We start from the raw sequence: 24,844 nt of genomic DNA, 5'->3' as shown, positions 1-24,844 counted from the left end.
TGCCCGCACCGCCACTCCCACTTCCGCTCCCTGAACCCGCCGCCCCGGCGCCGCTGTTGCCGCTTGCGCCAGCACCGCTATTGCTCGAACCCGCCGCGCCGCCATTACCGCTGCCGTTGCCACTGCCGCCGCCGAACCGCCCGCAGCCCGGACCGCCGAGCCCGCCGCAGCCGGCCGGCGCGAACACCGAGGCGGCATCGTCGGCGGCTGTGGCCGTGCCAGCCTCGGCGCCGGTCGCCGCGCCGTCGTTCTGCGCGAGCAGCAGCGGCGTTGAATCGCCGGGTTGCGCCCGCAACGCGTCGGCCAGCACAATCCAGCGAGGGATCACGTCCGTCGACGCCCCGTACGCGGTCCCGCCCGCCAACACCGCGACCCCCGCGAGGACCACCGCGCCGCGCATCATTGCACAGTAGTACTGATCTGATTTTCCGGTCTTCATCGCGCGTCTCCAGAGCGAAGGACGGTACCTCGCTGCCGCCTTCGCAAGCTGCTCCAGCGGCGGCCGACCTGCCTGCACGCGGGTCTTGTCGAACCCCCGGTCCGTTGTGTCGAAGTTGTCCGTGCGTCGCTGCCGTGCTGATCGCGCGAGGTCGCGCCATCGCGTGGTGACGCTCGTCGTGCGGATATGCGCGGCGTTGCTCGCCCGGTTTGGCTTCGAATCTTTGGCCGCTAATTTAGCGATATCCATGCCACGCCTCGCAAAGCCTTGAAGCGACACGGGCGATATCGGGATGTGCGATGCGCACGCCGGAAAAACGCCTCAAAACGTTGCGACGATGAAACGCGCGGACGCAAAAGCGTGTTCCGACGCGGGATTCGTTAAGAGGGGCGGTGTGCGTCGATGAGGTTCGAGTCGACGCTAGCTGGCGTTTTCCGACGCATCGTCGGAGTTGCCGCCATACGTCGGGCCGCTCGCGTTGTCGTCGCGCGGCTCGCTTTGCAGCTCGCGAAGTGTGGCGACTGGAATATGGCAGCGAATCCGGTGCGCGGAAGACGGATCGGCGGCGCCGTCCGCGTCGAGAAACGGCGGGTCCTGCTGCTCGCAGATCGCGCCGAGCTTGCGCGGACAGCGCGTGTGAAACACGCAGCCCGACGGCATCGCGCCGGGCCCCGGCAACTCGCCGGTGAGACGGATACGCGTACGTTGATGCACCTCGCCGCACGCGCCGTCGCCCGGCAGCGTCGGCACGGCGGACAGCAGCGCCTCGGTATAGGGATGCTGCGGTCCATCGAACACGGCCGCCGCCGGGCCGATTTCGAGCAGCCGGCCGAGGTAGAGCACCGCGATGCGATCCGACACATAGCGGACCACGTGCAGATCGTGCGAGATGAATACGTAGCTGACGCCGCGCTCGCGCTGCAGATCGGCGAGCAGGTTCAGAATCGCGGCCTGCACCGACACGTCGAGCGATGAAGTCGGCTCATCGCACACGACGACGCGTGGTTCGCCGGCGAACGCGCGCGCAATCGCGACGCGCTGCTTGAGCCCACCCGAAAGCTGGCGTGAACGTGCGTCCAGATAGCGCTCGGGCAGCCGCACGGCGTCCGTCAGCGTGGCGAGCCGTGCGTCGATCTCGGGCCCGCGCAGCGCGGTGAAGCGCGCGAGCGCACGGCCGATCAGCCGCTTGACGGAATGCGCGCGATTGAGCGCCGAGTCCGGATTCTGGAACACGATCTGCAGCGATTTCAGCTGCTCGTCGCTGCGTCGCGTGACGCGCGCGGCGAGCGGGGCGCCGTCGAGTTCGAGCGCGCTGCCGGCATCGGGTGCGAGCAGGCCGAGCAGCAGCCGCGCGAGCGTTGTCTTGCCGCTGCCCGATTCGCCGACGAGGCCGAGCGTCTCGCCGCTCGCGAGTTCGAGCGACACGTCGTCGACCGCGCGCAGCGGGACGCCCGATACGTGGAATGTTTTCGACAGGTTCCGGGCGCGCAAGACCGGCGCAGTGGGCGCGCGCGGCGCCGCGTTGGATGATGCGGCCGCCACCGGCGCCGCGCTCGATGTCGCACGCGGCAGTTCGATCGCACGCTCGTGATAGTGGCAGCGCGCCATCTGATCGCCATGCCGGGCGCCGAGGCGATAGGGCGGCGGCGCGTCGCGGCGGCAGCGCTCGTCGGCGAGACGGCAGCGCTCCGCATAGATGCAGCCCTGCGTGACCGAGCCCGGCAGAGGCAGGCCGCCCGCGATCGTATCGAGCCGCTCGCTGTCCTTGCTGCGTCCGGCCGTCGGCAGGCAGCGCAGCAATCCGACCGTGTACGGATGACGCGGCCGCGCGAACACGTCCTGGGTCGCGCCTTCCTCGACCAGCTTGCCCGCGTACAGCACGCCGACGCGTTCGCACATGCGGCCGATCACCGCGAGGTTGTGGCTGATGAACAGCACCGCGGTGCCGAGTTCCTCGCGCAACCGTGCGACGAGGTCGAGCACTTCCGCTTCGACGGTCGCATCGAGGCCGGTAGTCGGTTCGTCGAGAATCAGCAGCGCGGGGTTCGACGCGAGCGCCATCGCGATCACGACGCGCTGCTGCATCCCGCCCGACAATTGATGCGGATAGCTGTTCATCACGCGCTCGGGCGCCGCGATGCGGACGCGTTTGAGTATCTCGAGCGTGCGTTGCAGCGCCTCGTCGCGCGCGACGCCGGCCGCCTCGAATGCTTCGGAAACCTGACGGGCGATCGTCAGCGATGGATTCAGTGCGCGCCCCGGGTCCTGGTAGACCATCGAGACGGTCGTCGCACGCATGCTGCGCAGCGCGTCGGCACCCAGCTTGTGCACGTCCTCACCGGCGATTACGATCTTGCCGGCCTTCACCTTGCCATTGCGCGGCAGATAGCGCAGCGTCGCCATTGCCACGGTCGACTTGCCGCAACCGGATTCGCCGACGAGCCCATACGCCTCGCCGCGTCGCACGCGAAACGATACGTCCTGCAGCACTTCGCGATCGCGTCCGCGGATCCGGTAGGTGACCGTCAGGCCGACCACGGTCAGCGCATCGGTGCGATCGCTTTTCGACACGTCGAACGCGGCGAACGAGGAGGGCGGTGGGCCGTTCATTGGTCAAGCACTCCCTGCACGCCGTCGGCGATCAGATTGACGCCGACCACCAGTGACGCGATCGCGCCCGCCGCGAACACGACGGTCCACCACGCGCCGCCCGCCATCAACGTGTACGACTCGGACAGCGCGAGCCCCCAGTCGGCCGACGGCGGCTGGATGCCGAAGCCGAGGAACGACAGCGTCGCGACCGCGAAGATCGCATAGCCGAGCCGCACCGTTGCTTCGACGACGATCGGCGGCAGCACGTTCGGCAGGATCTCCGCGAACATGATGTACGGCGCGCGTTCGCCGCGCAGCTGCGCGGCGGCCACATAGTCGAGATGCCGCTCTGCGAACACGGCGGCGCGCACGGTGCGGGCTGTTATCGGTGTGAAGGTGGTGCCGATCACGAGAATCACCGTGAAGTTCGACGCACCGACCGCGGCGAGCGCGAGCAGCGCGACGATCACGAGCGGCAGCGCGAGCACCGCGTCGATCATGCGGCCGATCACGTCGTCGACCCAGCCGTCGAAGTAGCCGACCACCAGGCCGAGCGCGGTGCCCGCCGCGGTGCCGAGCAGTGTCGCGAGCGGCGCGATCGTCAGGATGTCGCGCGCGCCGACGATCACGCGCGAGAATACGTCGCGGCCGAGCTGATCGGTGCCGAACCAGTGCGTGCGATCGGGCGGCGTCAGCGAATTGAGCGGATCGGACGCGTACGGATCGAGATGCACGAACCACGGCCCGGCGATCGCGCAGACGATCCACCACGCGACGATCAGCGCGCCCACGATGAAGGTCGGCGAACCGAGGAGCAGGAGGAGGCGCGGGAAACGCGGCTCGGAGCCCGGTGCGCCTGGCGCGGGCGAGCCTGGTGGCGTCGATGAAGCCGGCGGCACGGTCGTATTCATTCGGCGGTCCTCACCCGCAGTCGCGGATTGAGCAGCACGTGCAGCGCATCGGCGACCAGATTCGCGAGCGTATAGACGACGCCGATCGTCAGTACGCCCGCTTCGAGCATTGGAAAGTCCTTCGCCTTGGCGGCGTTGTAGATCAGCGAGCCGATGCCCTGATAGTGGAACAGCGTCTCGACCACCACGAGTCCGCCGATCATGTAGCCGAGTTGGGTGGCGGCGACGGTGATCGTCGGCAGCAGTGCATTGCGCAGCACGTGCCGCCAGATCACGACGTGGCGCGGCAGGCCCTTGAGGATCGCGGTGCGCGTGTAGTCGGCGTCGAGCGCTTCGACGGTGCCCGCGCGTGCCATTCGCGCGATGTAGCCGAAGAACACGAGGACGAGCGGCAGCACCGGCAGCACCAGATGCCGCAGCTGTTCGAGCACGCTCGCATCGGGCGGAGATGAGGCCTCGATCGGCAGCCAGCGCAGCCACACGCCGAACACGAGAATCAGCACGATCGACGACACGAACTCCGGCACCACGGTCGCCGACAAACCGGCGATGCTGATCGTGCGATCGAGCCAGCGCCCCGCATGCATCGCCGACCACACGCCGCCCGCGATGCCGAGCGGCACGACGACGATGAACGCGAGCAGGCCGAGCTTCGCCGAATGCCCGAGCGCATCGGCAATGAACGGCCTGACCGGTTCGCGATACGCGTACGACAGCCCCATGTTGCCGCGCACGAAATGCGTGATCCAGTCGATGTATTGCGTGAGCAGCGGCCGGTCGGCGCCGAGCTGATGATCGAGCGCGGCGACCGCGCGCGCATCGGCGAGCGGCCCGAGCACCGCGCGGCCGATATCGCCGGGCAGCAGCTGGCCGCCCGCGAACACGATCACCGACAGCAGCCACAGCGTGATCAGCGAAAGACCCGCGCGCGTCGCGAGAAAACGCGCGACGCGGCCCGCGTTGCCGTTCGTCGCGCGCGGCGGACGCGATGTATTCGAGGCGGGAGAGGGCGCCGGAGCCGACATCGTGAGTTCTCCTGCGAAAAGCGAGGCGGACAGCGCGCTGCTTACGCGCTGAGCGTCGCGCGATCGAAATACAGTTGCGCGAGCGCAGTGAAGCGCACGCCGTTCACGCCCTTGCGCATCGCGATCAGCTGATCGTAGAAGAACGGGATGATCAGCGGCGTTTCGTCGAGCAATAGCGTCTGGATCTGCCCGGAGATTTTCTTTTGCGTGGCGAGATCGATCGCCGCGACGAACTGCGCGACCAGTTGATCGTATTGCGGATTCTTGAAGTGCGCGGCGTTCCATGTGCCGTTGCTCGTCAGCGTCGCGTTGAGGAACACGTTCGGCACGCCGCGATGGCCGTAATCGGTGATGCCGAGCGGCGAGTCGAGCCAGTCGGATTTGCCCGGCGTGCCCGCGCCGTAGTAGAGCGATTGGCTCTCGACCTTCAGATTGATGCGCACGCCGATCGCCTTCGCGGCGTTCTGCACGACGACCGCGAGGTCGGGGATCTCCATGTATTTTTCGGTGGTCAGCGTGACGTCGAAACCGTTCGGCACGCCGGCCTGCGCGAGCAGCTGCTTCGCCTTCGCGACGTCGATCTTGCGTTGCGGCACGCCCGCATCCGACGATGGAAACACCGGCGCGAACGGGCTGTCGTTGCCGAGTTGTGCGCGACCCTTGAAGAGACCACGCACGATCACGTCGCGATCGAGCGACAATGCGAGTGCCTGACGCACGCGCTTGTCCTTGAAGAGCGGGCTGTCGTTGCGCATGTGAATCTGGCGGTGCGCGCTCGACTTGACGCCGACCGCCTTGTAGTCCGGATTGTTCAGGATGGCCGCGCCGCCCTGCACGGTGAACGTGCCCATCACGTCGGCCTGATGGCCTTGCAACGCGAGCAGTTGAGCCTGCTCGTCGGCGTAGAACGAAAACTGTACGCGTTGCGGTAACGCTTTTTCGCCCCAGTAGTCGGGATTGCGCACGAACGACGCGCCAACCTTCGGCTGATACTTTTCGAATTTGAACGGACCCGTGCCAATGAAACTCTTTTCGTAGTTGCCCGCGAAGTTCGCGGGCAGGATCACCGCGTTGTAATTATCCGAGGAAACGTAGTACGGGAAATTGCCGGTCGGCGCGTCGAGATGAAACTCCACCGTGTGTTCATCGACGACCTTCGCGCCGCCTTTCGACAGCACGCCCTTTAGTACCGATAGCGCGGCCGAGCCGCTCTCGGGATCGGCGAGACGGTCGAAGGTCGCGACTACATCTTTCGCGCCGAAGCTCTGGCCGTCGTGGAATTTCACGTTGGGGCGCAGTTTGAAGGTCCACACGTCGCCCTTGTCGTTCGGCTTCCACGACAGCGCGAGCGCGGGCTTCAGCATCAGCTTCTCGCCGTCGTCGTCGATCAGGAATTCGCCGGTCTGGTTCAGCAGCGCAAGACTCGCGGCGTCAGTCACCGTCAGCGGATCGACGGCGCCCGCCGGCGTCAGATGCGCGACGCGGATCGTCTGGTTCGACGTGGGCGGTGCACCTTGCGCCCGCGCTCGCGGCGCGCCGAGCAGGCCGCCACCCGCAAGCGACAGACCGATCACGCTCGCATGTCGTAGCAGCTCGCGGCGCGTGATGCGGCCGGCGACAAACTCGTCGAGGGCGTGGTTGCCATAGGCGTCGGCTGTGAGGCGGGCTGCGTCCAATGCGTCAGGTGCGAGAAATCGGTCCGCTGGCGTTTTCATCGATGGCGTGTCCAACCCGTTCTGTTGCTGGTTCGGAGGCGTCGCGCGAGCCGCGCGACGGCGCGAGGGCAGCGCGCCTTCCGATGGGCGATGGGATGTGGTGGGGCCGCTATCGCAAAAGGGCAACGCTGTGCAGAGCGGTCTCAGTGTAAGCGATTGCTCGCGGCTCTGGCGCACCGGGGGCGCGCCGCGCTAGTCGATCGGCCGATAAATGACGCGCGGTGTGTCGTCGTCACAACGGTTACCGGACGCGTGCTCGCGAGGGGCGGCCGCGATTGTGGACGGATTGGCGGAGCAACACGGCGCGAAATGCGGTTTCGAACTCAACAAGGTGGAACTCTCAAAGAAACCTACGGTGTAGATCGGTTTTCCGGTAGGCCAGGTCACTTATCGTGCCGCCGTATCCGGCCGTCTCCAGCGATGAAACAGCACCGAGCCGATCCAGCACGCCATGAAGGCCGCGACGATCGCATAGCCGAGCGCGCCGAAATGATCGTTGATTCCGACGATCGCATCCGACACCCCGCCGCTCCAGCCGAAGCGATCCGACAGCAGCCCCAGCGCCTCGACGCCGCCAATCACGATCGCGACCATCGCCGACACGAACGTGATGCTCGCGTTGTAGTAAAGCTTGCGCTTCGGGTCGTCCATCGCCCAGCCGTACGCGTGCACCATCAGCACGTTGTCGGTCGAATCGACAAGCGACATGCCGGCCGTGAAGAGCGCCGGGAACACGAGGATCGAATAGAGCGGCAGGCCAGTGCTGGCCTGCGACGCAGCGATCGCGAGCAGGCCGACCTCGGTCGCGGTGTCGAAGCCGAGCCCGAACAGCACGCCGACCGGATACATGTGCCAGCTTTTCGTGACCAGCCGAAACAGCGGCCGCAATGCGCGCGACAGCAGCCCGGCTGGGGCGAGCGCATCGGCTGACGCTGTGGTCGCAGCGTCGCCGCGTTGCGTGTGCCGGTAGCGGCGCCACACGTCGCGCAGGACCACGAGATTGACCGCCGCGAGCACCAGCAGGAACGACGCGGAAACCAGTGTCCCGAGCGTGCCACCAACTTCCTTGAAGCTCTCGAAGCGCCCATTCAGCGAATGCGTGGTCCAGGCGATGCCGATCGTCGCCGCGATCACGATCGTCGAATGGCCGAGCGAAAACGCGAGCCCGATCCCGACCGGTCGCATGCCGGTTTGCATCAGCTTGCGCGTAACGGCGTCGATCGCCGCGATGTGGTCGGCGTCGACCGCATGACGCAGACCGAAGCCATACGCGAGCAGCGCGGTGCCGAGCAGCAGCGGGTAGTGGCGAAACGCGATTAGCGCCCACAGCCATGCGCCGAGGTTGGCGGCGAGCAGCACCGCGTAGAGCGCGACGAGGCGAGGGCGCAGCGAGGCATTAGGCGTCATGTGGCACGAGCGGATGAATGGATAGGTTGATGAGCGGCTTAGTGATCGTGCGGATGCTTGTGGATCGGATCGACCCAGTAGACGGTTTCCGGCTGCTCCACCGCGTCGATGTTCAAATTGACGACGACCGCTTCATTGTCGCTGCGCACGAGCACGCATTCGAGCGGCTCGTCGGTGCTCGCGTTGATCTCCTGATGCGGCACATAGGGCGGCACGAAGATGAAGTCGCCGGGACCGGCCTCGGCGGTGAATTCCAGATGCTCGCCCCAGCGCATGCGCGCCTGGCCGCGCACAACATAGATCACGCTTTCGAGCGCGCCATGATGATGTGCGCCGGTCTTCGCATTCGGATGGATCGTCACGGTGCCGGCCCAGATTTTCTGCGCGCCGACGCGCGCCGCGTTGATCGCGGCCGCGCGGTTCATGCCCGGCGTTTGCGCGGTGTTGGTGTCGAGCTGATCGCCGCGGATGACCTTCACGCCGTGTTCGCGCCAGTCGATCTGCTGGCTGGCTTCGGCGGCGTCGTGCTCGGCCCGGTAATGCGGATGTTCGTGATCGTGGCTCATCGTGTCTCCTCCTCGGCTGGCGTGCCGCGTTCGAGTCGTTCGCTTCGGTCTTACGATTCAGGGGCGTGCCGCATGGCTGATGAACATTCTGGCACGTTCAAAAAACGGGTGCGTGGCTCGACGATGCAAACGGCGCCATAAAAAAAGCCCGCTCACAGGGAGCGGGCTTCGGCTTGTCGCGCTCAACGCCGCCGCGTCAGCGTCATTGCTTCTTCGCGTTGATCACGGCCTCGGCGACATTGCTCGGCGTCTCGGCGTAATGCTTGAACTCCATCGTGTAGGTCGCGCGGCCCTGGGTGGCCGAGCGCAGCGACGTCGAATAGCCGAACATCTCGGCGAGCGGCACCTCCGCGCGCACCAGCTTGCCGCCGCCGCCCGCGATGTCTTCCATGCCCTGCACCATGCCGCGTCGGCTCGACAGGTCGCCCATCACGTTGCCCATGAAGTCCTCGGGCGTTTCCACCTCCACGGCCATCATCGGTTCGAGCAGGATGGGCTTCGCCTTGCGCATCGCTTCCTTGAACGCTATCGAGCCGGCCATGCGGAACGCGTTTTCGTTCGAGTCGACGTCGTGGTACGAACCGAAAGTCAGCGTGACCTTCACATCGACGACCGGATAGCCCGCGAGCACGCCGGCTTTCAGCGTTTCCACGATGCCCTTGTCGACCGCGGGGATGAATTCGCGCGGAATCACGCCGCCCTTGATCGCGTCTACGAATTCGTAGCCCTTGCCCTGCTCGGACGGCTCCAGCGTAATCACCGCGTGGCCATACTGACCGCGGCCGCCCGACTGCTTGACGAACTTGCCTTCGACGTCCTCGACCTTGTTGCGCACGGTTTCGCGATACGCGACCTGCGGCTTGCCGACGGTCGCTTCCACGCCGAACTCGCGCTTCATCCGGTCGACCAGAATTTCGAGGTGCAGCTCGCCCATGCCGGAGATGATCGTCTGTCCGGATTCCTCATCGGTCTGCACGCGGAACGACGGGTCTTCCTGCGCGAGACGGTTCAGCGCGATGCCCATCTTTTCCTGGTCGGCCTTGGTCTTCGGTTCGACGGCCTGCGAGATCACCGGGTCCGGGAAGATCATCTTTTCAAGGATGATCACATGATCAGGATCGCAGAGCGTGTCGCCGGTGGTCGCTTCCTTCAGGCCGACGGCCGCGGCGATGTCGCCCGCGTAGACCTCCTTGATTTCCTTGCGCTCGTTCGCGTGCATCTGCAGGATCCGGCCGAGGCGTTCCTTCTTTTCCTTGACCGCGTTGTAGACCGTGTCGCCCGAGTTGACGACGCCCGAGTACACGCGGAAGAAGATCAGCTGACCGACGAACGGGTCGGTCATGATCTTGAAGGCGAGCGCCGAGAACGGATCGTCGTCGTTGGGATGACGCTCGATTTCCTTGTCGTGCTCGTCGTGACCGGTGATCGCGGGCACGTCGACCGGCGACGGCAGATAGTCGATCACCGCGTCGAGCATCGCCTGCACGCCCTTGTTCTTGAACGCGCTGCCGCACAACATCGGCACGATCTCGTTGGCGATCGTGCGCGCGCGGATGCCGTGCTTGATTTCGGCTTCGCTCAGCGATTCGCCGCCGAGGTACTTCTCGAGCAGTTCCTCGTTCGCCTCGGCCGCGGCCTCGACCATCTTGTCGTGCCATTCCTTCGCGGTGGCCGCGAGTTCAGCCGGGATGTCGCGGTACTCGAACTTGATGCCCTGGCTGTCGTCGTCCCAGTAGATCGCCTTCATCTTGACGAGGTCGACCACGCCCTGGAAGTGCTCTTCCGCGCCGATCGGAATCTGGATCGGCACGGCGACCCCCTTCAGACGATCGCCGATCTGCCGCTGCACGCGGAAGAAGTCCGCGCCGACGCGGTCCATCTTGTTGACGAACGCGATGCGCGGCACCTTGTACTTGTTCGCCTGGCGCCACACGGTTTCCGATTGCGGCTGCACGCCGCCGACCGAGTCGTACACCATGCAGGCGCCGTCGAGCACGCGCATCGAGCGCTCGACTTCGATCGTGAAGTCGACGTGCCCGGGGGTGTCGATGATGTTGATCCGATGCTCGGGATAGTTGCCGGCCATGCCTTTCCAGAACGCGGTCGTGGCCGCCGACGTGATCGTGATGCCGCGCTCCTGCTCCTGTTCCATCCAGTCCATCGTCGCCGCACCGTCGTGAACCTCGCCGATCTTGTGGGTCACGCCGGTGTAGAACAGGATCCGTTCGGTGGTGGTGGTTTTGCCGGCATCGATGTGAGCGCTGATGCCGATATTCCGGTAGCGCTCGATGGGAGTCTTGCGGGGCACGTGAATCTCCTTGTAATGGCGCGCCTGAAACGCATGTCGGGCGACCGCGTGGGCCGCCCGGGGAGTCTGAGTGGTGCTTTATCTGGCGTTACCTTATCGAGATTACAAGGATAGCGCGTCGATTGGTCTTTTGCATGAATCCTGCCAGCCGGCGCGAAGGCTGGTGGCGCGGGGCTGAGCGGGCGAAAAAAAGCCGGCGCCTCGGGTTGAGACGCCGGCTTTTCGCGGGACAGCGGGCGGGACGGTGCCCCCGCTCAGAGGCCGCTCCGGGGCCATTTACGGGGCTGCACGAACACGCGGCCCGGCGGTGAGGGTCTTACTGCGTGACACCCGGCACCGGCGGTAAGCCCTGGACCTGCATGCCCGGCTTGATGCCCTTCGCCGAGAACCAGCCCTTGGGCATTTCCAGCGCGAACACGCCGTTGTGCGTCGGGCAGTGGTTGTTGGTGGTCTCGGCCTGCATTTCGTCGATGTCGGTGATCGTGCCGTCGGCGCGCATGAATGCGATCGACAGCGGGATCAGCGTGTTCTTCATCCAGAAGCAGTGGCCCGCGTTCTCGTTGAACACGAACAGCATCCCTTCGTTCGGCGCTAGCTTCGTGCGATACATCAAGCCCTGTTCGCGGTCCGCGTCGTTGGCGGCGACGGCCGCGTCGATCACGAACATGCCAGCGGTCAGCTTGACGCGCGGAAACTCGCTCGGCTGCTTGGCGCCCGGCGGCATCTGCTGCGCCTGGGCGGGAGCCGTGGTGACGACGAACGACAGCGCCGCGAGCGGCAGTGCTACGGCAATGGCGAAACGCGCCATCGACGAGCGCATGGAAAATCGCACGGCAAGACTCCTTGCTGAAATTGACTCGCGCATGTTACGCGAGCGCGTCAAAAACAAAAAGGCAGATCGCCTTGCGGTGATCTGCCTTACAACGCCGTAAGAACGGCAGTGAAGCTAGTTCTTTACTGCGTTTTTACAAGCAACTTACTCCGAAGCTGCCGAAGCGGCCGCTGCTGCCTTCTTGTGCGACTTCTTGTGAGCGTGCTTGGTGGTCTTCTTTGCCGACGAAGCTGCTGCCGGAGCTGCCGGAGCTGCTTCCGGTGCCGATGCTTGTGCGAATGCTGCCGTTGCGAAGAGGCCAGCGACCAGAGCGGCGATCAGTTTGTTCATTTTGTGAATCCTCAGCTTGAGTTAATTAACCAAATGACCCGGCATATGTAGAGTCATGTCGGTAAACGTGCCATCCACCTTTCGGTTGACAGCCGCATCGAACAAATTTTTCGACGCGTCTGCTAGCGTTCGGACTTTCGTACTCGCCGCGAAAACGGCGTATGCAAATGTCTTTAAGGCTGAATGCCGGATAGCTTCGGCGGCATCTGCGTCGGATAACGCGTGGAGTTGTACGGCGGTTGACGCGAATTGCGCGGATATTTTGATCGTGATGACACGCGATCAAACCGCGTGGCGCAGGCTCGCGGCGAGCCCACTTGTTTCACGCATTTCGGGCCTGCGTTTCACGCATTATTTTGCGTGCTGCTACAACGAGTTAGCTTGATTGTCACAGCCGTGAAACGGGTTTGGAGTGAGCACGTGCAGGCTGATTCGTGCGTGCGTGAGTTCGGCACGCGGTGTTGCGGCGATGAACGAACAATCGTCAAATCATGTTCAGGCGACGCCATCCCATGGCGCGTTCGTTCGCAACTCCGTGCTCTGTCCAGGTTGCAGTCCGAGTGAAAAAATGTCAAGCGCACCGATGCCGACGCGAACGAGACGCAGCGTCGGAAAACCCACCGCCGCCGTCATGCGACGCACCTGACGGTTCTTGCCTTCGGTGATCGACAGCTCGATCCATGTGGTCGGGATCGCGGCGCGATAGCGGATCGGCGGCGTGCGCGCCCACAGCGAGCTGGACGGTTCAACATAGCTCGCCTGACATGGGCGTGTCACGTAGTCGCCGAGATCGACGCCGCGCGCGAGCTTTTTCAACGCGGCGTCGTCGAGCGCGCCTTCGACTTGCGCCCAATAGCGTTTGACGAGCTTGTGACGCGGCTCGGCGATGCGCGCCTGCAGCGCGCCGTCGTCGGTGAGCAGCAGCAGGCCTTCGCTATCGGAGTCGAGCCGGCCGGCCGGATAGACGCCGGGTAGCCTGACCCAGTCGGCAAGCGACGTCCGCGTCTCGTGTGGCGAAAATTGACAGATGGTGCCGAACGGCTTGTTGAGGGCGAGAAGGCGCATAGGAGAGCGATACGGCAGAGCGATACGGCGCGATGATAATGCATAAACCGGGACGCAGATTCTTCTATCTTATAGAGGAGCGTGGCGCGTTCGAGAGGCCGTCTATGTTGGAAAACCCGGAGCGAGGGGCGGCCGCGTCGCGCGTGGGACGTGGGCTAGAATAGCGGCCAGGCCGCTCGCGGCGGTTCGGCATTGCGCGGCGAGGGCGTCTCTTTCGCAGTCTCCCATCAGCTTTTGCACAGCTTTCACTGGAGTCCGATCATGCCGTATCAGCACATCAAGATTCCGACAGGTGGCGATAAGATCACCGTCAACGCCGACTTCTCGCTCAACGTTTCCGACGAGCCGATCATCCCGTACATCGAAGGCGACGGCACCGGTCTGGACATCACGCCGGTCATGCTCAAGGTCGTGGATGCGGCGGTCGAAAAGGCGTACGGCGGCAAGAAGAAAATCCACTGGATGGAAATCTACGCGGGCGAGAAGGCGACCCGGGTGTACGGCCCGGACGTATGGCTGCCGGACGAAACGCTGCAGGCGGTCAAGGAATACATCGTGTCGATCAAGGGGCCGCTCACCACGCCAGTCGGGGGCGGCATCCGCTCGCTGAACGTCGCGTTGCGCCAGGAACTGGACCTCTATGTGTGCCTGCGCCCGGTGCGATATTTGAAGGGCGTGCCCTCGCCGGTGCGCGAGCCCGAGAAGACCAACATGGTGATCTTCCGCGAGAACTCGGAAGACATCTACGCGGGCATCGAATGGCCGGCTGAATCCGAACAGGCGAAGAAGATCATCAAGTTCTTGCGCGAAGAAATGGGCGTGAAGAAGATCCGCTTTCCGGATTCGTCGGGTATCGGCATCAAGCCGGTGTCGCGCGAAGGTACCGAGCGTCTGGTGCGCAAGGCGATCCAGTACGCGATCGACAATGAACGCCGCTCGGTCACGCTGGTGCACAAGGGCAACATCATGAAGTACACCGAAGGCGCGTTTCGCGACTACGGCTACGCGCTCGCGCAGAAGGAGTTCAACGCGGAACTGATCGACGGCGGCCCCTGGATGAAAGTCAGGAATCCGAAGACCGGCGGCGACGTCGTCGTGAAGGACGTGATTGCCGACGCGTTCCTGCAGCAGATCCTGCTGCGCCCGGCCGAATACGACGTGATCGCCACGCTGAACCTGAACGGCGACTACATCTCGGACGCGCTCGCCGCGCAGGTCGGCGGAATCGGAATCGCGCCGGGCGCGAACCTGTCGGATTCGGTTGCGATGTTCGAAGCGACGCACGGCACGGCGCCGAAATACGCGGGCAAGGATTACGTGAATCCCGGCTCGGAAATCCTGTCAGCGGAAATGATGCTGCGCCACCTGGGCTGGTTCGAGGCGGCGGATCTGATAATCAGCTCGATGGAAAAATCGATCCTGCAAAAGCGCGTTACTTACGATTTTGCCCGCCTGATGGAAGGCGCGACCCAGGTGTCGTGCTCGGCATTTGGGCAAGTGATGATCGAAAACATGTAATTGACGCGCCGGGATTATGCGGTTCGCATAAAAACCCCGGCGCCAGCAAACGGCCGGGGTATTTTTTTACCCGGAATTTTCGCGCGGCTTTCCGGCCGGAAAATCCGTTGCAATAGAAAGCTGCCGCAAAAAAGAAACCCGGCGCGGAGCCGGGTTTCAAAAAGGACGGGTGTCGAAACGTTTCAGGCTGGCGCCTGAATGTTCGATGCCTGCTTGCCTTTCGGGCCTTGCACGACTTCGAAGGTGACCTTCTGGCCTTCCTTCAGCGTCTTGAAGCCATTCATCTGGATGGCCGAGAAGTGTGCAAACAGATCCTCGCCGCCCTCGTCGGGCGTGATGAATCCGAAACCCTTTGCGTCGTTAAACCATTTGACCGTACCAGTTGCCATTCCAACTTCCCCTGTAACTCATGTCACTACCACGAGCCCTCGAAAAGCCACGACCACGCGAGGCAGTCGTTCCCTCCTCACAAGCTCACCATCGGCATTTTTTCGAAATTATGGCTTGGTGAAAAAAGTGCCAGCTTGATTGTTGGGGCTCTTTATTCGAGTGTCAAGAAAATTTTGAGACGTCGTTGTCGCGTTGCAAACAGGCCGCTTTCCAGGGTTTTTACCGCTTCCGTATGTGCGGTGGCGCAAGCGGCGTGGCTTGAAAAGTCGCATAATCCACTCACATGCTGACTGTGCCCGCGGCGCCGACGCCCAGCGCGGCGAGCGCTCGCAGCCAGTGCCGGCAGGTTGTGCGATACTCGATCCGACCGCGGTGCAGCACGCGCCGCGCATGACAGGATCGGGGCCGGCACCGCAATCGGCCCGTCGAAAACGCGCAGGCCGGGCCGAACATGACAGCGTCGTGACCGCCGGGTGGCAGCGAACGGGCTCATCGGCCGGGCGGCCGGGTTCTGACAGGATTGCGGGCCTGTCCTAGTTGTTTAGAATGGGTGTATGGCGATTATCCCGGACAAGCAGGACGGCACCGTACTGGAGCGGCAGGAGCAGAAACTCAAGCCGCCGTCCATGTACAAGGTGGTGCTGCTGAATGACGACTTCACGCCGATGGAATTTGTCGTGATGATCGTGCAGGAATATTTCAATAAAGATCGTGAAACCGCAACGCAGGTCATGTTGAAGGTGCATCGCGAGGGCAGGGGAGTTTGTGGGGTCTATACGCGGGACATCGCGTCGACCAAAGTCGAGCAAGTCGTTACCCACGCACGGCAGGCCGGGCATCCGCTGCAGTGTGTGATGGAGGAAGCATGATTGCCCAGGAACTGGAAGTCAGCCTGCATATGGCGTTCATGGAAGCGCGCCAGGCAAGGCACGAGTTCATAACGGTCGAACATCTTTTGCTCGCGCTGTTGGATAACCCGACGGCGGCAGAGGTACTGCGCGCATGCGCGGCCAATATCGAGGATCTGCGCCAGAACCTGCGCAACTTCATTCATGACAACACGCCGACCGTGCCGGGCACGGACGACGTCGACACGCAGCCCACGCTCGGTTTCCAGCGTGTGATCCAGCGCGCGATCATGCATGTGCAGTCCACCTCGAACGGCAAGAAGGAAGTGACCGGCGCGAACGTGCTGGTCGCGATCTTCGGCGAGAAGGACTCGCATGCGGTGTACTACCTGCAGCAGCAGGGCGTCACGCGTCTGGACGTAGTCAATTTCATCTCGCACGGCATCGCCAAGACGAGCAGTTCGGACGCCGCGAAGGCGAGCGATGCGAATGCCGAGTCCGACGAAGCCGCCGCGCAGAAGGAAACGCCGCTCGCCCAGTTCACGCAGAACCTGAACCAGATGGCGAAGGACGGCCGCATCGATCCGCTGATCGGACGTGAGTCGGAAGTCGAGCGTGTGGTGCAGGTGCTGTGTCGCCGCCGCAAGAACAATCCGCTGCTGGTCGGCGAGGCCGGTGTCGGCAAGACCGCGATCGCCGAAGGGCTCGCATGGCGCATCACGCGCGGCGAGGTGCCGGACATCCTGGCCGATGCCCAGGTGTATTCGCTCGACATGGGCGCGCTGCTCGCGGGCACCAAGTATCGCGGCGACTTCGAGCAGCGTCTGAAGACGGTGCTGAAGGAACTGAAGGAGCGTCCGCACGCCATTCTCTTCATCGACGAAATCCATACGCTGATCGGCGCGGGCGCCGCGTCGGGCGGCACGCTGGACGCGTCGAACCTGCTGAAACCGGCGCTCTCGTCGGGCACGCTGAAGTGCATCGGCGCAACCACCTTCACCGAATATCGCGGCATCTTCGAAAAGGACGCGGCGCTGTCGCGTCGTTTCCAGAAGATCGACGTGACCGAGCCGACCGTCGAGCAGACGGTCGCGATCCTGCGCGGGCTGAAGTCGCGCTTCGAAGAGCACCACGGCGTCAAGTATTCGTCGGGTGCACTGTCGGCGGCGGCTGAGCTGTCGGCGCGCTTCATCACCGATCGTCATTTGCCGGACAAGGCGATCGACGTGATCGACGAAGCGGGCGCGGCGCAGCGCATTCTGCCGAAGTCGAAGCAGAAGAAGACGATCGGCAAGAACGAGATCGAGGAAATCATCTCGAAGATCGCGCGCGTGCCGGCGCAAAGCGTGTCGCAGGACGATCGCAGCAAGCTGCAGACGCTCGACCGCGATCTGAAGAGCGTCGTGTTTGGTCAAGATCCGGCTATCGACGCACTGTCGGCCGCGATCAAGATGGCGCGCGCGGGCCTCGGCAAGCTCGACAAGCCGATCGGCGCATTCCTGTTCTCGGGTCCGACCGGCGTCGGCAAGACCGAGGTCGCGAAGCAGCTCGCGTTCACGCTCGGCATCGAGCTGATCCGCTTCGACATGTCGGAGTACATGGAGCGTCACGCGGTGAGCCGGCTGATTGGCGCGCCGCCGGGCTACGTCGGTTTCGACCAGGGTGGCCTGCTGACCGAGGCGATCACGAAGAAGCCGCATTGCGTGCTGCTGCTCGATGAAATCGAAAAGGCGCATCCGGACATCTTCAACGTGCTGCTGCAGGTGATGGACCACGGCACGCTGACGGACAACAACGGGCGTAAGGCGGACTTCCGCAACGTCATCATCATCATGACGACGAACGCGGGCGCCGAGGCGATGGGCAAGTCGGTGATCGGCTTCACGAACCGCCGCGAGGCGGGCGACGAGATGGTCGACATCAAGCGCATGTTCACGCCGGAGTTCCGCAACCGTCTGGACGCGACGATCAGCTTCCGTTCGCTCGATGAGGAAATCATCATGCGCGTGGTCGACAAATTCCTGATGCAGCTGGAAGATCAGCTGCACGAGAAGAAGGTCGATGCGCTGTTCACCGATGCGCTGCGCAAGCATCTGGCGAAGCACGGTTTCGATCCGCTGATGGGCGCGCGGCCAATGCAGCGCCTGATCCAGGACACGATCCGTCGTGCGCTTGCCGACGAGCTGCTGTTCGGCAAGCTGATGAACGGCGGCCGCGTGACGGTCGACGTCGATGCCGACGACAAGGTGCAGTTGACCTTCGACGAGCATCCGGCGCCGCGCAATCCGAATCCGGAGGCGGTGGAAGTCGAGTGATGTCAGTCATCAGGCCGGCGTGGCGTTGAGCTGGCCGGACACCAAAGGCAGAACGGCGCGGGTTTTATCCCGCGCCGTTTTTTATGCTCTGGTTTTTTCTCACGGCGTGCGCTGAAGGCGCCAGCCGCCGCGTCGCAGCAATCGATCAATGCTTGCCGGTGCTACCAAACCCGCCCGCGCCGCGCACGCTTTCCTCGAAGTCATCGACGATATTGAACCCGGCCTGCACGACGGGCACGATCACCAGTTGCGCGAGGCGTTCCATCGGATTCAGCACGAATGTCGTCTCGCCGCGATTCCACGTCGAAATCATCAGTTGGCCCTGGTAATCGGAATCGATCAGGCCGACCAGATTGCCGAGCACGATCCCATGCTTATGGCCGAGACCCGAGCGCGGCAGAATCAACGCCGCATAACCGGGGTCGCCGACGTGGATCGCGAGTCCGGTCGGCACCAGCGCGGTTTCGCCGGGTTTCAGCGTCAGCGGTTCGTCGAGGCAGGCGCGCAGATCGAGGCCGGCGCTACCGGTCGTCGCGTAAGCGGGGAGCTGTTCGCGCATGCGCTGATCGAGAATCTTCAGGTCGAGTTTCATTCAGGTTCGATAGTTGGGGGTGAGGTTGGTGAAGGGGCACGCGGCTGACTGGCAACGCCTTTGCGATCAAGCCGCCTGGTTCGAGCCGAGCTGAAACGCGTCGGCGAGCAGTTCGTAGGAGCGCAAGCGCGCACGATAGCTGCCGGCGACGGTCAGCACCATCAGCTCGTCGGCCTGGAACTGCTGCTGTAAATCCGTGAGCCGTTCGGTCACGCGCTCAGGCGTGCCGATGATGCTGCGCGGCTTTTCGCGGTCGATCACGAGCTGTTCGCGCTCGCCATATTCCTGCGCGATGGCTTGCTCGATCGAGGGTATCGGTTCGTTCAGACCATACGCCATCTGCACGCGACGCAGATCGACGGCTTTTTCGAGGTCCGCGGCTTCCTGCTCGGTATCCGCGCAGATCACGAAGACCGCGGCCGCCAGATACGGCCGCGACGCGTCGTTGCCAGGCTGGAAGCGCTCGCGATACGCCAGCGCGACCTGTTTGCCGAAATGCGCGTTGATGAAATGCGCGAACGAAAAGCGGATGCCGAGCTGCGCCGCGAGCAAACCGCCGAAGTCGCTCGAGCCGAGCATCCACAGCTGCGGGCGCGTATCGATCTGCGGCTGCAGCAGCACGCCCTGCGCGAGATGATCGTCGGGCAGCGCGCCGTGCATGAGGCCAAGCAACTCGGCGACCTGCTGCGGAAAATGCTCGCCGCGATTGTAAGCGCCGGCGGCGACCGCCTGCGCGGTGCGCATGTCGCCGCCCGGCGCGCGTCCGACGCCGAGATCGACGCGATTCGGAAACAGCGCCTCGAGCATCATGAACTGCTCGGCGACCTTGAACGGGCTGTAGTACGGCAGCATGATGCCGCCCGAGCCGATGCGAATGCGTTTGGTCACGCTGCCGAGGCGCGCCAGCATCACTTCAGGGCAGGGATTCGACACGCCGCGCAGGCCGTGGTGCTCGGCGCACCAGTAGCGCGTGTAGCCGAGGTCGTCGGCGAGTTGCGCGAGTTCGACGGTCGCGGCGATCGCGTCCGCCACCGAATGGCCGGCGATCACCGGTGTTTGATCGAGCACGGAGAGTAGCGTCATGGCAGTAGTGCTCCAGGTGATTCCGGTCGGCTAACCGCGCAAAGATGGTAGGGCCACACGGGCCCACTGCCGCTCGCTCGTTCAGCCAACCGGACTGATGCCGGGCGGCAGACGCTTCGCGATTTCCGCGATCAGCGCGCGCGCCAGCGACTGCTTGTCGGCGCGTGGCAGCTTCGTCGCGCGGCCTGCTTCGAACAGAATCACTTCGTTGTCGTCGAGCCCGAACGTTTGCGGCCCCAGATTGCCGATCAGCAGCGGCACGTTCTTGCGGGCGCGCTTTTCCTCGCCGTGGACTTCGAGGTTGTCGCTTTCGGCGGCGAAGCCGACCGCGAACGGCGGCTTCGGCAGCCCGGCGACCGCGGCGAGGATGTCTGGATTCTCGACGAATGAAAAGCTCGGCAGCGCGTGCTCGGTGGTCTTCTTGATCTTCTGATCGCTGACTTGGTCGACGCGCCAGTCGGCCACCGCCGCGACGCCGATGAAAATGTCCGCCTCCGCGACCGCGCGCATCACCGCGTCGTGCATCTGCTGCGCGGTCTGCACGTCCTCGCGCAAGACGCCCCACGGCGTTTCCAGCGCGACCGGACCGGCCACCAGATGCACGTCGGCGCCGGCCTGCTGCGCGGCACGCGCGAGCGCGAAGCCCATCTTGCCGCTCGAACGATTGGTGATGCCGCGCACCGGGTCGAGCGGTTCGAAGGTCGGCCCGGCGGTCAGCAGCACGCGCCGGCCGGACAGGATTTTCGGCGCGAAGAACGACGAGACCGCCTCGTAGGTCGCGGCCGCTTCGAGCATGCGCCCATCGCCGATTTCGCCGCAGGCCTGCGGGCCCGAATCGGGGCCGAGCACCTCGACGCCGTCCGCGCGCAGTTGCGCGACGTTGCGTTGCGTGGCCGGGTTCTGCCACATCTGCCGGTTCATCGCCGGCACGACGAGCAGCGGGCAGTCGCGTGCGATGCACAGCGTCGACAGCAGATCGTCGGCCATGCCGTGCGCGAGCTTGGCGAGGAAGTCGGTCGACGCCGGCGCGATCACGATCACATCGGCTTCGCGCGATAGATCGATGTGCGCCATGTTGTTCGGCACGCGACCGTCCCACTGGCTCGTGAAGACCGGCCGCCCCGACAGCGCCTGCATCGTGACGGGGGTGATGAACTGGGTGGCCGCTTCGGTCATGACGACCTGCACGGTCGCGCCTGCCTTGGTCAGCAGACGCGTGAGTTCGGCGATCTTGTAGCAGGCGATGCCGCCCGTCATGCCGAGGACGAGGTGTTTGCCTGCGAGTTCTGCGGTTGCCAACGAAAGCCTCCGACAAAGCGTGATCGCGCGGCGGCGCGAGGGCGTTGCCCGTCGTCGCCGCGCGCTTGAAACCGGACCTGAGGCACGGCTCGCGCAGCCGCGACCGTGCCTCACGTCGGCGACGTTAGCGTGTGCCGCGTACCCGCCGCAGCTCGTCGATCACGAGCAGGATCGCGCCGATCGTGATCGCGCTGTCGGCGAGATTGAACGCCGGCCAGTGCCAGCCGCCCACGTGGAAATCGAGGAAGTCGATCACGTGGCCGTACGCGAGCCGGTCGATCACATTGCCGAGCGCGCCGCCGAGAATCAGCGCGAGCGCCGTGCAGAACATTTTCTGCCCGCTATGCCGCTTGAGCAGATAGCAGATCACGAGCGCCGCGACCACGCCGAGCGCGGTGAACGCCCAGCGCTGCCAGCCGCCCGCCATCGCGAGGAAGCTGAACGCGGCGCCGCGGTTGAACACGAGAATCAGGTTGAAGAACGGCGTGACCTCGTGCGGCACACCGTAGGCGAACACCTTGCGCACGGCGATTTTCGTCAGCTGGTCGAACAGGATGACGATCAGCGCAATGCCGAGCCAGGGTGCGAGCGAACTGCTTCCGGTGCGCGTTTTCGACATGGTTCTCGCCATTATGCCGCGCTCCTCGATTCGCCACTGCCGAACAGGTTGCTGAAGCAGCGGCCGCACAGCGACGGATGCTCGGCGTTCGCGCCGACGTCCGCGCGATAGTGCCAGCAGCGCTCGCACTTCAGGTACTTCGACGCGATCACTTCGACGCCTTCATAGGCTTCGCTGTCAACCTTGACGACGTTCGCCGCCGACGTGATCAGCACGAACTTCAGGTCGTCGCCGAGGCTCGCGAGTGCGTCGTAACGCGCCCCGCTCGCGCGGATTTCGACTTCCGCCTGCAGCGACGAGCCGATCAGGTTCGCGACCCGCGCCTCTTCGAGCGCCTTGGTCACGTCGCCGCGCACCGCGCGCAGCAGCGTCCACTTGTCGAGCAGCGCGCCCGCGTCCGGCACGGCCGGGTACGCGTGGTACGTCTCGGTGAAGATCGTCTCGCTATTGGGCTGGAACACCTTCCACGCTTCTTCCGCGGTGAACGACAGGAACGGCGCCATCACGCGCAGGAGGCCGTGCGCGATGTGGTAGAGCGCGGTCTGCGCCGAGCGGCGGGCGACCGAATCCGCCGCGGTCGTGTAGAGGCGGTCCTTCAGCACGTCGAGGTAGAAGCCGCCCAGGTCTTCCGAGCAGAACGTCTGCAACTTGGCGACGACCGGGTGGAACTCGTACTTCTCGTAGTGCGCGAGGATGTCGTTCTGCAGATTCGCCGACAGCGTCACCGCGTAACGGTCGATTTCGAGCCAGTCTTCGACCGGACGCGCGTGCTGCGCGAAGTCGAAGTCCGACAGGTTCGCGAGCAGGAAGCGCAGCGTATTGCGGATGCGGCGATAGCCTTCCGTCACGCGCTTCAGGATTTCCTCGGAGATCGCGAGCTCGCCCGAGTAGTCGGTCGACGCGATCCACAGGCGGATGATTTCCGCGCCGAGGCGGTTTGCGACTTCATGCGGATCGATGCCGTTGCCGAGCGACTTGCTCATCTTGCGGCCTTCGCCGTCGACGGTGAAGCCGTGTGTGAGCAGCGCGTTGTAGGGCGGGCGGCCGTCGAGCATCGACGCGGTCAACAGCGACGAATGGAACCAGCCGCGATGCTGGTCCGAGCCTTCGAGGTACAGGTCGGCCGGAAACTGCAGCTCGTCCTTGTGCGAGCCGCGCAGCACGTGCCAGTGCGTGGTGCCTGAATCGAACCACACGTCGAGCGTGTCGCGGTTCTTTTCGTACAGGTTGGCGTCCTCGCCGATCAGCTCTCGCGGATCGACCGTCTGCCATGCCTCGATGCCTTCCTCCTCGACGCGCTGCGCGACCTGTTCGAGCAACTCCAGCGTGCGCGGATGCAGCTCGCCGGTTTCCTTGTGCACGAAGAACGCCATCGGCACGCCCCACTGGCGCTGCCGCGACAGCGTCCAGTCCGGGCGGTTCGCGATCATGCTGAAGAGGCGCTGCTTGCCCCACGACGGATAGAACGCCGTGTTCTCGATGCCTTCGAGTGCGGTCTCGCGCAGCGTCTTGTCGGCGTCGTTGGGCTTCACGTCCATGCCGGCGAACCACTGCGAAGTGGCGCGGTAGATGATCGGCGTCTTGTGGCGCCAGCAGTGCATATAGCTGTGCGTGTACTTCTCGGTGCGCAGCAGCGAGCCGGCGCCTTGTAGCGCCTCGACGATCTGCGGATTGGCAGCCCAGATCGACAGGCCGCCGAACAGCGCGAGCGATTCGATGTAGCGGCCGTCGCCCATCACCGGGTTGATGATGTCCGAGTCGGCCATGCCGTGCGCCTTGCACGACACGAAGTCTTCCACGCCGTACGCCGGCGACGAGTGCACGATGCCGGTGCCGGTTTCGGTCGTCACGTAGTCGCCGAGGTAGACCGGCGCGGTGCGCTTGTAGCCCGGATGCGCGGACGCGAGCGGGTGGTTGAAGCGCAGGTTCACGAGCTTTTCGCCGGGCGTCGTCGCGACGACCGTGCCTTCGAGGCCGTACAGCTTCAGGCACGCCTCGACGCGTTCCTCGGCGAGGATCAGCAGGCCGCGCGGCGTGTCGACGAGCGCGTAGACGAGTTCCGGATGCAGGTTCAGCGCCTGGTTGGCGGGGATGGTCCACGGCGTGGTGGTCCAGATCACGATGCCGCCTTCGTTGCGCGGCAGCGCGGCGAGGCCGAACGCCCGCGCGGTCTTTTCCGGTTCGGCGAAGCTGAACAGCACGTCGATGGTCGGATCGGTCTTGTCCTTGTACTCGACTTCCGCTTCGGCGAGCGCCGAGCCGCAGTCGAAACACCAGTTGACCGGCTTCAGGCCGCGGAATACGTAGCCCTTTTCCATGATCTTCGCGAGCGCGCGGATTTCGCCGGCTTCATTCGCGAAGTTCATCGTCTTGTACGGATTGTCCCAGTCGCCGAGCACGCCCAGACGGCGGAAGCCCGCCTTCTGCTTCTCGATCTGCTCGGTCGCGTAGGCGCGCGCCTTCTGCATCACTTCGGCCGCCGGCAGCGACTTGCCGAACTGCTTTTCGATCTGGATTTCGATCGGCATGCCGTGACAGTCCCAGCCCGGCACGTAGACCGCGTCGAAGCCCGCCAGATTGCGCGCCTTGACGATCATGTCCTTCAGGATTTTGTTCACCGCGTGACCGAGGTGGATGTCGCCGTTCGCATACGGCGGGCCGTCGTGCAGGATGAACTTCGTGCGGCCCCTGGAGGCGGCGCGGATCTTGTCGTACACCTTGCGTTCCTGCCAGTCCTTGACCCATTGCGGCTCGCGCTTGGGCAGGTCGCCGCGCATCGGGAACGGTGTGTCGAGCAGGTTGACCGGGTAGCGGGACTGCGGTTTCGAATCAGCTTTCTTGTTGCTCATGATGTGGGTGGCGGTGAATTCGTTTCTATGCGTAGCGGCGCGCGGATTGCGCGCTGCGCGAGGAGCGTGGGACGCGCCCGGCAGGCGGCTCCGCGTGAAGCCCGGACGCCCTTCGATGCGCGCGGCGACGGTTCGTGCGGC

At 64.4% G+C, this 24,844-nt stretch carries 19 protein-coding genes and 1 pseudogene; 3 read left to right on the top strand and 17 right to left on the bottom strand.

The features are described 5' to 3' along the window. The 11 genes and pseudogenes from F6X40_RS31325 to F6X40_RS31275 form a co-directional block, all read right to left on the bottom strand. Positions 1-439 (bottom strand): annotated as a pseudogene (locus F6X40_RS31325) (hypothetical protein); the annotation flags it as partial. A 420-nt stretch (positions 440-859) separates the two neighbouring features. After that, the gene (locus F6X40_RS31320) at positions 860-3,049 is read right to left on the bottom strand and encodes an ABC transporter ATP-binding protein (protein WP_187630485.1); all 2,190 of its coding nucleotides are present in this window, start codon (positions 3,047-3,049) and stop codon (positions 860-862) included. Continuing rightward, positions 3,046-3,942, bottom strand: coding sequence for an ABC transporter permease (locus tag F6X40_RS31315; RefSeq protein WP_184051565.1), 897 nt, complete (start codon positions 3,940-3,942; stop codon positions 3,046-3,048). The genes F6X40_RS31320 and F6X40_RS31315 overlap by 4 nt, the downstream gene beginning before the upstream one ends. Continuing rightward, positions 3,939-4,967: an ABC transporter permease gene (locus F6X40_RS31310; protein WP_184051567.1), complete on the bottom strand. Its 1,029-nt coding sequence runs from the start codon at positions 4,965-4,967 to the stop codon at positions 3,939-3,941. Before F6X40_RS31310 ends, F6X40_RS31315 begins: the two co-directional genes overlap by 4 nt. A 41-nt stretch (positions 4,968-5,008) precedes the next feature. Continuing rightward, positions 5,009-6,682 carry an ABC transporter substrate-binding protein gene (locus F6X40_RS31305; RefSeq protein ID WP_187630484.1) on the bottom strand — a complete coding sequence of 558 codons (1,674 nt, stop codon included), beginning with the start codon at positions 6,680-6,682 and terminating at the stop codon, positions 5,009-5,011. A gap of 387 nt (positions 6,683-7,069) precedes the next feature. Further along, complete coding sequence (locus tag F6X40_RS31300) at positions 7,070-8,089, bottom strand: HoxN/HupN/NixA family nickel/cobalt transporter (protein ID WP_187630483.1); 1,020 nt, start codon at positions 8,087-8,089, stop codon at positions 7,070-7,072. Positions 8,090-8,127: 38 nt separating this feature from the next. Then, entirely contained in the window at positions 8,128-8,655 is a 528-nt protein-coding gene (locus tag F6X40_RS31295; RefSeq protein ID WP_090801585.1) for a cupin domain-containing protein, read from the bottom strand. 202 nt (positions 8,656-8,857) lie between these two features. Further along, positions 8,858-10,963: an elongation factor G gene (gene fusA, locus F6X40_RS31290; RefSeq protein WP_187630482.1), complete on the bottom strand. Its 2,106-nt coding sequence runs from the start codon at positions 10,961-10,963 to the stop codon at positions 8,858-8,860. Between the two features lie 316 nt (positions 10,964-11,279). Beyond that, entirely contained in the window at positions 11,280-11,795 is a 516-nt protein-coding gene (locus tag F6X40_RS31285) for a DUF192 domain-containing protein (protein WP_184072659.1), read from the bottom strand. A gap of 144 nt (positions 11,796-11,939) precedes the next feature. Beyond that, entirely contained in the window at positions 11,940-12,125 is a 186-nt protein-coding gene (locus F6X40_RS31280; RefSeq protein WP_090801582.1) for a hypothetical protein, read from the bottom strand. Positions 12,126-12,620: 495 nt separating this feature from the next. Beyond that, a complete protein-coding gene (locus tag F6X40_RS31275) occupies positions 12,621-13,190 on the bottom strand; it encodes a pseudouridine synthase (protein WP_184072657.1) in 570 nt (189 codons plus the stop codon). 261 nt (positions 13,191-13,451) lie between these two features. On the opposite strand from F6X40_RS31275, the gene icd reads away from it, so the two are divergent. Continuing rightward, complete coding sequence (gene icd, locus F6X40_RS31270; RefSeq protein ID WP_090801579.1) at positions 13,452-14,708, top strand: NADP-dependent isocitrate dehydrogenase; 1,257 nt, start codon at positions 13,452-13,454, stop codon at positions 14,706-14,708. Positions 14,709-14,890: 182 nt separating this feature from the next. Here the strand turns inward: icd and F6X40_RS31265 are convergent, their stop codons facing one another. Then, positions 14,891-15,097: a cold-shock protein gene (locus tag F6X40_RS31265; RefSeq protein WP_007180614.1), complete on the bottom strand. Its 207-nt coding sequence runs from the start codon at positions 15,095-15,097 to the stop codon at positions 14,891-14,893. Between the two features lie 555 nt (positions 15,098-15,652). On the opposite strand from F6X40_RS31265, the gene clpS reads away from it, so the two are divergent. Together clpS and clpA are read left to right on the top strand one after the other, a co-directional pair. Beyond that, entirely contained in the window at positions 15,653-15,967 is a 315-nt protein-coding gene (clpS, locus tag F6X40_RS31260) for an ATP-dependent Clp protease adapter ClpS (RefSeq protein WP_008919570.1), read from the top strand. Then, positions 15,964-18,261, top strand: coding sequence for an ATP-dependent Clp protease ATP-binding subunit ClpA (clpA, locus tag F6X40_RS31255; RefSeq protein ID WP_090801577.1), 2,298 nt, complete (start codon positions 15,964-15,966; stop codon positions 18,259-18,261). The genes clpS and clpA overlap by 4 nt, the downstream gene beginning before the upstream one ends. Before the next feature lie 145 nt (positions 18,262-18,406). Here the strand turns inward: clpA and dut are convergent, their stop codons facing one another. The 5 genes from dut to ileS form a co-directional block, all read right to left on the bottom strand. Beyond that, entirely contained in the window at positions 18,407-18,853 is a 447-nt protein-coding gene (gene dut / locus F6X40_RS31250) for a dUTP diphosphatase (RefSeq protein ID WP_018421593.1), read from the bottom strand. Positions 18,854-18,919: 66 nt separating this feature from the next. Next, entirely contained in the window at positions 18,920-19,936 is a 1,017-nt protein-coding gene (locus tag F6X40_RS31245) for an LLM class flavin-dependent oxidoreductase (protein WP_187630481.1), read from the bottom strand. 81 nt (positions 19,937-20,017) lie between these two features. After that, a complete protein-coding gene (gene coaBC / locus F6X40_RS31240) occupies positions 20,018-21,235 on the bottom strand; it encodes a bifunctional phosphopantothenoylcysteine decarboxylase/phosphopantothenate--cysteine ligase CoaBC (protein WP_187630480.1) in 1,218 nt (405 codons plus the stop codon). Between the two features lie 124 nt (positions 21,236-21,359). Continuing rightward, positions 21,360-21,866: a signal peptidase II gene (gene lspA, locus F6X40_RS31235; protein ID WP_090801573.1), complete on the bottom strand. Its 507-nt coding sequence runs from the start codon at positions 21,864-21,866 to the stop codon at positions 21,360-21,362. Continuing rightward, on the bottom strand, positions 21,866-24,703 hold the full coding sequence (gene ileS / locus F6X40_RS31230) for an isoleucine--tRNA ligase (RefSeq protein WP_187630479.1): 2,838 nt from the start codon (positions 24,701-24,703) through the stop codon (positions 21,866-21,868). The genes lspA and ileS overlap by 1 nt, the downstream gene beginning before the upstream one ends. Between the last annotated feature and the right edge of the window lie 141 nt (positions 24,704-24,844).

The organism is Paraburkholderia sp. UCT31 (assembly GCF_014397655.1).
GTDB lineage: Bacteria > Pseudomonadota > Gammaproteobacteria > Burkholderiales > Burkholderiaceae > Paraburkholderia > Paraburkholderia tuberum.
Note: the sequence above shows the minus strand (reverse complement) of the source record. Positions and strands in the feature narration are given on the sequence as shown.